Origin of the sequence: Barnesiella sp. CU968 (assembly GCF_905219685.1) — a bacterium.
Classification (GTDB): domain Bacteria; phylum Bacteroidota; class Bacteroidia; order Bacteroidales; family Muribaculaceae; genus Lepagella; species Lepagella muris_A.
Genome location: NZ_CAJMXD010000112.1, coordinates 1 through 8026, shown reverse-complemented (window position 1 = coordinate 8026; position 8026 = coordinate 1). Strand labels below are relative to the sequence as shown.

At 43.2% G+C, this 8026-nt stretch carries 5 protein-coding genes; 4 read left to right on the top strand and 1 reads right to left on the bottom strand.

What is annotated here, in order from left to right; translation table 11 throughout:
- The first annotated feature begins 316 nt into the window (after positions 1-316).
- The 4 genes from proS (at position 317) to miaA (ending at position 6329) form a co-directional block, all read left to right on the top strand.
- Positions 317-1798, top strand: a complete 1482-nt coding sequence (gene proS / locus JX312_RS06070) for a proline--tRNA ligase (protein WP_123404673.1) — start codon at positions 317-319, stop codon at positions 1796-1798.
- 20 nt (positions 1799-1818) lie between these two features.
- On the top strand, positions 1819-3999 hold the full coding sequence (locus tag JX312_RS06065) for a S9 family peptidase (RefSeq protein WP_204457392.1): 2181 nt from the start codon (positions 1819-1821) through the stop codon (positions 3997-3999).
- A 48-nt stretch (positions 4000-4047) separates the two neighbouring features.
- A complete protein-coding gene (locus JX312_RS06060) occupies positions 4048-5409 on the top strand; it encodes a hypothetical protein (RefSeq protein ID WP_128707295.1) in 1362 nt (453 codons plus the stop codon).
- A complete protein-coding gene (miaA, locus tag JX312_RS06055; protein ID WP_204457391.1) occupies positions 5400-6329 on the top strand; it encodes a tRNA (adenosine(37)-N6)-dimethylallyltransferase MiaA in 930 nt (309 codons plus the stop codon). The genes JX312_RS06060 and miaA overlap by 10 nt, the downstream gene beginning before the upstream one ends.
- Before the next feature lie 34 nt (positions 6330-6363).
- Here the strand turns inward: miaA and JX312_RS06050 are convergent.
- The coding region (locus JX312_RS06050) for a DNA primase (RefSeq protein ID WP_204457390.1) at positions 6364-8026 on the bottom strand (1663 nt) is incomplete at its 5' end.

The window sequence follows — 8026 nt, the reverse complement described above, 5'->3', positions numbered from 1 at the left end:
AAACTGAATTTTGACTCGCCTAAAAATGTTTTCTTCCGTCAAATCGCTAATTTTGCACTTGCCAGTTGAGAGTAGGGAACCTGTATCAGACGCATATTATCAGAGTATAGGAAAGGGGGAGTACCGATATTGGACTCCTTGATTGAAACAGTTCATAAGATTGCAAATTTCCCTTTTTATCCGAGAAAATTGGATGAAAAGGGAATATTTATGACTTGCCAGAGTGAATATGTCATGATTATTTATTAACTTTGCGTGTAAAAGTGTCCGTAAAGAAGCGGCAATAAAAACACAGATAATAAATTTTCCATAAGTCATGGCAAAAGAACTAAAGAATTTCACAAAACGATCAGATAATTACTCACAGTGGTATAACGAACTGGTGGTAAAAGCCGATCTTGCCGAGCAGTCGGCAGTAAGGGGATGTATGGTAATCAAACCATACGGATACGCCATTTGGGAGAAAATGCAGCAGCAGCTTGACAGGATGTTCAAGGAGACTGGTGTGCAGAACGCTTATTTCCCATTGCTTATCCCTAAATCGTTTTTGTGCAGAGAGGCAGAGCATGTAGAGGGCTTTGCCAAGGAATGTGCTGTTGTGACACATTATAGACTCAAGAACGATCCTAACGGTAATGGTGTCATTGTCGATCCTTCCGCACGCCTTGAAGAGGAACTTATAGTTCGCCCGACATCGGAAACAATAATCTGGGGAACATACAAGAACTGGATTCACAGCTATCGTGATCTCCCTTTGTTGTGTAACCAATGGGCGAATGTGATGCGTTGGGAGATGCGCACACGTATGTTCCTGCGTACCGCTGAATTCCTTTGGCAAGAAGGGCACTGCGCTCACGCAACGTCTGAAGAGTCTGAAAACCGCACTGTGCAGATGATTAATCTTTATGCTCAGTTTGCAAGAGATTACATGGCTATGCCTGTAATTATCGGAGTGAAGACAGCCAACGAAAGATTTGCTGGCGCATTGAATACCTATACAATCGAGGCAATGATGCAGGACGGCAAGGCGTTGCAGGCAGGCACAAGTCATAACCTCGGTCAGAATTTTGCAAAAGCGTTCGATGTGACATTTGTAAACAAGGAAAATAAACCCGAATATGTATGGGCGAATTCATGGGGAGTGTCCACTCGTCTGATGGGTGCATTGATTATGACTCATTCTGATGACAACGGTCTCGTTCTTCCGCCGCATCTTGCTCCTATACAAGTGGTTATTGTGCCTATCTACAAGAATGAAGAGCAACTTGCCGAAATATCCGCAAGGATAACTCCTGTAATAGAGGAACTCAAAGGCATGGGTATCAGCGTTAAGTATGACGATGCTGAAAACAAGCGTCCCGGCTTCAAATTTGCAGATTACGAGGTCAAGGGTGTGCCGGTTCGTCTTGCTATCGGAGCCCGCGATATTGAGAACGGAACTGTAGAGGTGATGCGTCGTGACACACTTGAAAAACATATGGCACCGCTTGAGGGTATAGCTGCATATGTAAAGGATATGCTTGAAGATATACAGACAAACATCTTCCGTAAGGCTCTTGAATATCGCGATTCGATGATTCGCAAGGTAGATACTTACGAAGAATTCAAGACCGAGATAGAGAAAGGCGGCTTCATTCTCGCGCATTGGGACGGCACTACAGAGACAGAAGAGAGAATCAAGGAGGAGACGAAAGCTACAATCAGATGCATTCCGTTGGATGGTGACAAGACTCCGGGAGAATGTATGGTAACAGGCAAACCCTCCGCGCAGCGTGTAATTTTCGCAAGGTCTTATTGATTGCGATAAATTTTAAAGATATGGATTTAAAAGGTATCGCAGGTTGCTCCATTGTAACCTTAGCTTTGGCTGGGAGTCTAAATGCTTCGGCTTTGACAATAGAAGATTATATAGCCCCTGGCAAAAATTCTCCTGTTGCCATAAAGGAGATGAGACCGCTTTCCGATGGTCTCACCTATGCGGCAATAAGTGAGGACGGACGCTCCATTGATATTTTCGAATACAAGACAGGGAAGAAAATAGGCACACTTTTCAGCATTGACGGAATAAAGGGTGATCTGAAAATCGACTCATTCGACGGTTATCAGGTAAGCGACAACGGGAAAAAGATTCTTCTATGGAACAATGTCGACAAAATATACAGACATTCATTCACTGCCCAGTATTTTGTTTACGATGTAATGCGATCCACACTCAAACGCGTTTCGGAATCGGGAGCGCAGAGAGGAGCGGTTTTGTCGCACGATGGAAGAATGGTAGCTTACGTACGTGACAACAATATCTTTATATCCAATCTTGATTACGGCACAGACAAACCGATAACCAGCGATGGTGAAATAAACCGCATTATCAACGGGGTGTCAGACTGGAGTTACGAGGAAGAGTTCGGAGTGGTGAATACAATCCGCTGGAGCGGAGATGACACATCGCTCGCCTACATGCGTTTCGATGAGTCGGAGGTTCCAACTTATACTTTCGACAACTATAAGAGTTTCTGCGACAGCAATCCTTTGTCGGATGTATATCCCTCTCAATACACATATAAATATCCTCTTGCTGGATATCCCAACGTCAAGGTGGATGTAAAAGTCTATAATATAGACAACCGCACCACAAAAACCATGGATATTCCGGTCGAATCATATATCCCCTCGATTGAATATGACGGAAGCGGAAGCAATCTTATGGTCATGACTTTGAACAGAGACCAGAATCATCTGTGTCTTTACAAGGTTAATCCCGGTTCTACAGTCGCCACCATGCTGCTTGAGGAGAGAAGCAACGCATGGCTCAGTCCATCCATATACCAGATGGTGAGCTATGGTAAGTCATCTTTTGTAATCGGAAGCGAACGTTCCGGCTATTGTCATCTGTATGAGTATGATTACAACGGAAATATGTTGCGTCAGCTATCTAAAGGAGATTGGAATGTAACGCAGTATTACGGAAAATCAGCCAAGACAGGTTGTCATTATGCTCAAGCTACAGTAAGAGGTGCGATTAACAGAAATGTAATCCGAATCGATGCCAAAGGTGTCGTGTCAGCGATGAACAATGTAGATGGCTTTGAGTCTGCATCTTTCAGCTCAAACATGGATTATTATGTGAGAACTTACAGTAATGCACTGACTCCAACGACATACAGTGTGTGCGATTCAAGTGGTGCGGTTATAAAAGAACTTGAGAACAATGCTGCTTATGCTGCAAAATATGCATCCGCTCCGAAAAAAGAATTTCTTACCGTAAAGAATGCGAATGGCGAAGAGATGAATGCATATATCATCAAGCCCGCTGATTTTGACGGTTNAAAAAGATATCCGCTCCTTATGACGCAGTATAACGGTCCTGACTCTCAAGAGGTGGCAAACCGCTGGAAAATGGAGGGTGTCTATTATCTTGCATCGACAGGTTACGTGGTAGCGGCAGTAGACGGGCGAGGCACAGGTTATCGTTCACGGGAATGGGCAAATTCCGTATATCGCCATCTTGGTGAATATGAAGCGCAGGATCAGATTGCCGCTGCGAGATATTTCGCATCTCTGCCATATGTTGATGCTGCCCGTGTAGGATGTTTCGGCTGGAGCTACGGCGGTTATATGACACTTATGGAACTTTCGTCGGCAAACTCTCCCTTCAAAGCAGGAGTGGCTATGGCCCCGGTTACAGACTGGAGGTATTACGATTCGATATACACAGAACGGTATATGAGCACACCTCAGCAGAATGAAGGAGGATATGCCTCGTCATCGGCACTGAACCATACCTCCGGAATGAACGCCAGACTATTGATCATGTCAGGCACAAGCGATGACAACGTTCACTTCTACAACACTCTTAAGTATACATCCAAGTTGAATTATGAGGGAAAGGTTTTCGACATGATGGCACTTGCCGGATTTGAGCATAGCCTTGGAATGTGTAACGCCAGAGTAATGTTGTTCAGAAAAATCGAGGACTTCCTTAAAACGTATCTTAAATAAGCGTTTTGAACAGTGGGTCTGTACGANTCCATATAATTATTATAGAGAATGCAGGATTTAGGTAAAGTCAGCAGTTTGCAATTGTATACCTTCTGGAAGAATCTTTCAGTTGGTCTGCTTACTGTTGTCGGAGTCCTCGCATTCTCCATCTTACTTCCGTTTTATTTCTCTCCAATAGTCGCGTTGATTGCTGCGGCGTTCCTGTATACAGTATTATACAACAATAAAATCAGCAAGCACCCGTCATGCATGGTGGTTTCTTATTCGATTTTTTTCTGTCTGATAGCTTATTCGTTTGTAAGTATTGTTGTAAATATATTGTATATATGGGGATTTATATGGCTTCCTCCTGAATTTACATTTTTCTCATATCCTTACATACCATCTTTGATGCTGTGTCCGATATGTTTCCTTACAATGGTTGTCATTTATGCGAGAGGAAGGAGATTGAGCATATGCGTTGACTGTAAGCTTCATTACGGCGATTCACGTGAAAGAGGAAAAATCGGAGGCATACTTGAATATGAGTCACGTCTTCAACTCAGGAATCTTCTGATATTGTTCGGAGTTCTGACTATTATAGTCTGGGGATATTATAAGTTTTTCTACATTGACACTGATGTCAACGGAAGAGACTGGTATGTGTTCATGTGGCTGACGATAATAGTATTTGTGCTCGATGAGTTCTATTTCATTTTCAGGTATTACAATCTTTATCTCGACATGCGCGAGATTAATGAGATTGTAACGCAGGAAGAACTTCGCGACATGACTGCCAAGACTTACATACGATATTATGTGATATGTAAGGAATATGTCTATATGAACATCAAGACTGCGGATCCCAAGATAACGTTCAGACCGGTAATTGACACTCCCTTTTTTACGAAACGTTCTGTAAACGGTATAACTATTCCCGAAGTGACAAATATCATCAGAAGGATGACCGGTATCAATAATGGAGATCTACGTTTCTTTTTCGGACGTAAGATGATGGATATGGAGCGTAATTCCATGTTGAGATACTTTTATTTTCTTGAAGGGAAACCGGAGGATTATCCGGAACTGAATGTTGACGGCGAGTGGATGGCTTTTAAAGATCTGAAAAGGATTTATTCATACAATCCCGACAAGCTTGCGACGATATGCGTGTCGGATATAACAAGGCTTGCGACAATAATGCTTACATACAAATTGTTTGACGAGAGAGGATTCCGTAAAAATAAACTGAAATCTTATCGTCCTACATTTACGTTGAAGGAAGTTAAGGAATCGCATCTTGATTTTCAAGATGATAAATGGATAAGGATTTCGATGTTTAATTCAGACACACCGATGTATCGGGTAAAGAGATGGTTCCGGAACATGACATCGGGCAGTGACAACAAGAAAGCCAATCAATGGAATTAGATGCAGTTGCAGTTGTAGGACCTACGGCAAGCGGCAAGACAAGACGCGCTGTGGCAATCGCACGTATGTCGGGCGGCGAGATAATATCGGCAGACTCCCGGCAGCTATACAAAGGGATGACTATTGGCACAGGTAAAGACCTCTGTGAATATGGAGATATCCCGTATCATCTTATTGATATTGCCGAAGCGGGGGAGAAGTTTAACCTGCACCGCTATCTTGCCGCATTCCGCACGGCATTGGACCAAATAAAACATCGGGGAAAATTAGCCGTAGTCTGCGGCGGTACGGGCATGTATGTGGAAAATGCCCTTAACGGAATCAGAATGCCGGAAGTTCCTGAGAACAGGCTTTTACGAGATTCTTTGGCAACCAAAAATATTATTGAACTCGAATCAATTCTAAGGACATACAAACAATTGCATAACAAGACTGATGTTGACAATTGCAAGCGTGCGATACGAGCGATTGAAATTGAGGAGTATTACCGCAACCATCCTGAAGAGGCGGCATTGACAAGGAAAGCAGAAGCTAAACCTCTTAATGCATTGGTTATAGGAATCGACATACCCCGAGAAGAGCGCAGACAGAAAATCACACAGCGACTTGAAGCCCGCATTAATGAGGGAATGATAGAGGAAGTCAAAGGATTGCTTGACCGCGGAATATCAGCAGACGATCTTATATATTACGGTCTGGAATATAAGTTTGTGACATTATATGTGACCGGGAAGTCAACATATAAAGAAATGTTCACTAATCTTGAAACAGCAATCCACCAATTTGCCAAACGTCAGATGACGTGGTTTCGCGGCATGGAAAAAAGAGGAATCAAAATCAACTGGATTCCATGGGATATGGCAGATGACGAATTTGAATCTGAAGTAAGAAAATTAATGGAGCAGTCAAGAGAGCAGTGACTATGGATAATGTCTTGCTACGTAAAAAATTTCCTTAACGGATAGTTTTAGAACGAGGTGACAATATTCTGTCGCCTATATCTTTAGCGACCTGTGACCGTAAACGCATAATGGCGTTCATTTCCATCATCAGTTTACTTTCTTCTTCTGTATCTCCCTTTCCGGAGATTTCGTGAAAGCGGGAGAACAGCTCTTTAAGCCGAAGATTCAGCAATTCGTTTTTCCATTCTGTCATTGCTCTGGGCACCAGCTGGCTCAGGCGATCCTCGTCACGTTCAACATAATTGTTGTCGCGCATATATATATGACTTAGCTGATGCCGTTCACGGATAAGTTCGGTGACCACATGTCTTACTTCTCCGTCCTCATGGCTTGCGAGCTGTCTGCCGGGATAATCTTTTGAGAACTCAATCAGATCTTCTGCCCGTTTTGATTCCAGTTCGTTTTCAAGTTTTTTTTCAGCCCTTTCAATTTCAATTACAGACAAATCCGAGGCTGCTATCTTCTCTATGCCTTCCTTACGTTGTCGGTCTAAGGATTCATCAAGTTTCTGAGAGAAATGTTCGTATGCAACCGCATATTCTTCCTTCATATCTTTAAGAAGACGGAATATCCTGTCAAATATATTGACCGAGAAAGACTGGTTGTCTGCTTCAAGCTCTTCTGATACAAAATCAAGGACAGAAACAGATGTCTCGGAGTTGTCATCATTGACAATTGTGCAGAGCTCCAGAAAGCCATATTTCAGGCAGTATTCTATTACAACTTTCTCCAAAGGCAACATAGGTGATGAGTATGCTATCTTTGAGAGTGGTTTTAAAGGTTGTGTGTTTTCTGAAATACCGGCAGGCATATTTCCTCCATTACCGGAAGGGTGTGCCGGATTTGCAGTCTGTGCGGATTCAGACGTTATGGGAAATTCACGCTTGATACGGTCTTGTTTCCATTTCTCAACCAATGTCCCTCTTACTCTTGCCACCGATTTTGCGATTGTGTCTTCCTGAATGCCAAGAATTGATGCGCATTCCTGAATATAGACATCTCTTGAAACAGGATCTGCGATATGAGCGATAGACTGCACAACGCTGTTCACAGCCTCTATTCTTTTCTGAGGATCCTTTTTTATGTCTGCAAGAAGAACCTGAGCCTTGAATCGGATTATGTCAGTCTCATGTTCTGCCACATATTTTCTAAACTCCTCGGAAGTATGTTTGCGTGCAAAAGAATCAGGGTCATCTCCATCAGGCAGCAGAAGAACCTTGACTTTCATCTTATGGTTCAAGAGCATGTCGATTCCTCTGAGAGATGCCTTTATGCCTGCCGCATCACCATCGTAAATTAGAGTGATATTTTCAGTGAAACGGTGAATCAGGGCAATTTGTCCGTCAGTCAGGGCTGTGCCGGATGACGCGACTGTGTTGCGCATCCCCGACTGCCACATTCCAATTACGTCAAGATAACCCTCAACCAGATAACATTTGTCTTCTCTGACAATATCTGCCCGCGCCTGATAGATGCCATATAGTTCATTGCTTTTTTTGTATACGTTGGATTCGGGGGAATTAATGTATTTCGCCATACCTCCTTTGAGGTCGCGACCGCCGAACGCGATTACTTTACCTGCCGAATTGATTATAGGAAAGATTACGCGCCCCCGGAACCTGTCATACTCCCGACCTTCTTTGGAAGTGCCTACA

Coding starts and splice junctions, on each gene's coding strand:
- proS (WP_123404673.1), top strand. CDS start 317: ATGGCAAAAGAACTAAAGAATTTCACAAAACGATCAGATAATTACTCA.
- miaA (WP_204457391.1), top strand. CDS start 5,400: ATGGAATTAGATGCAGTTGCAGTTGTAGGACCTACGGCAAGCGGCAAG.
- JX312_RS06060 (WP_128707295.1), top strand. CDS start 4,048: ATGCAGGATTTAGGTAAAGTCAGCAGTTTGCAATTGTATACCTTCTGG.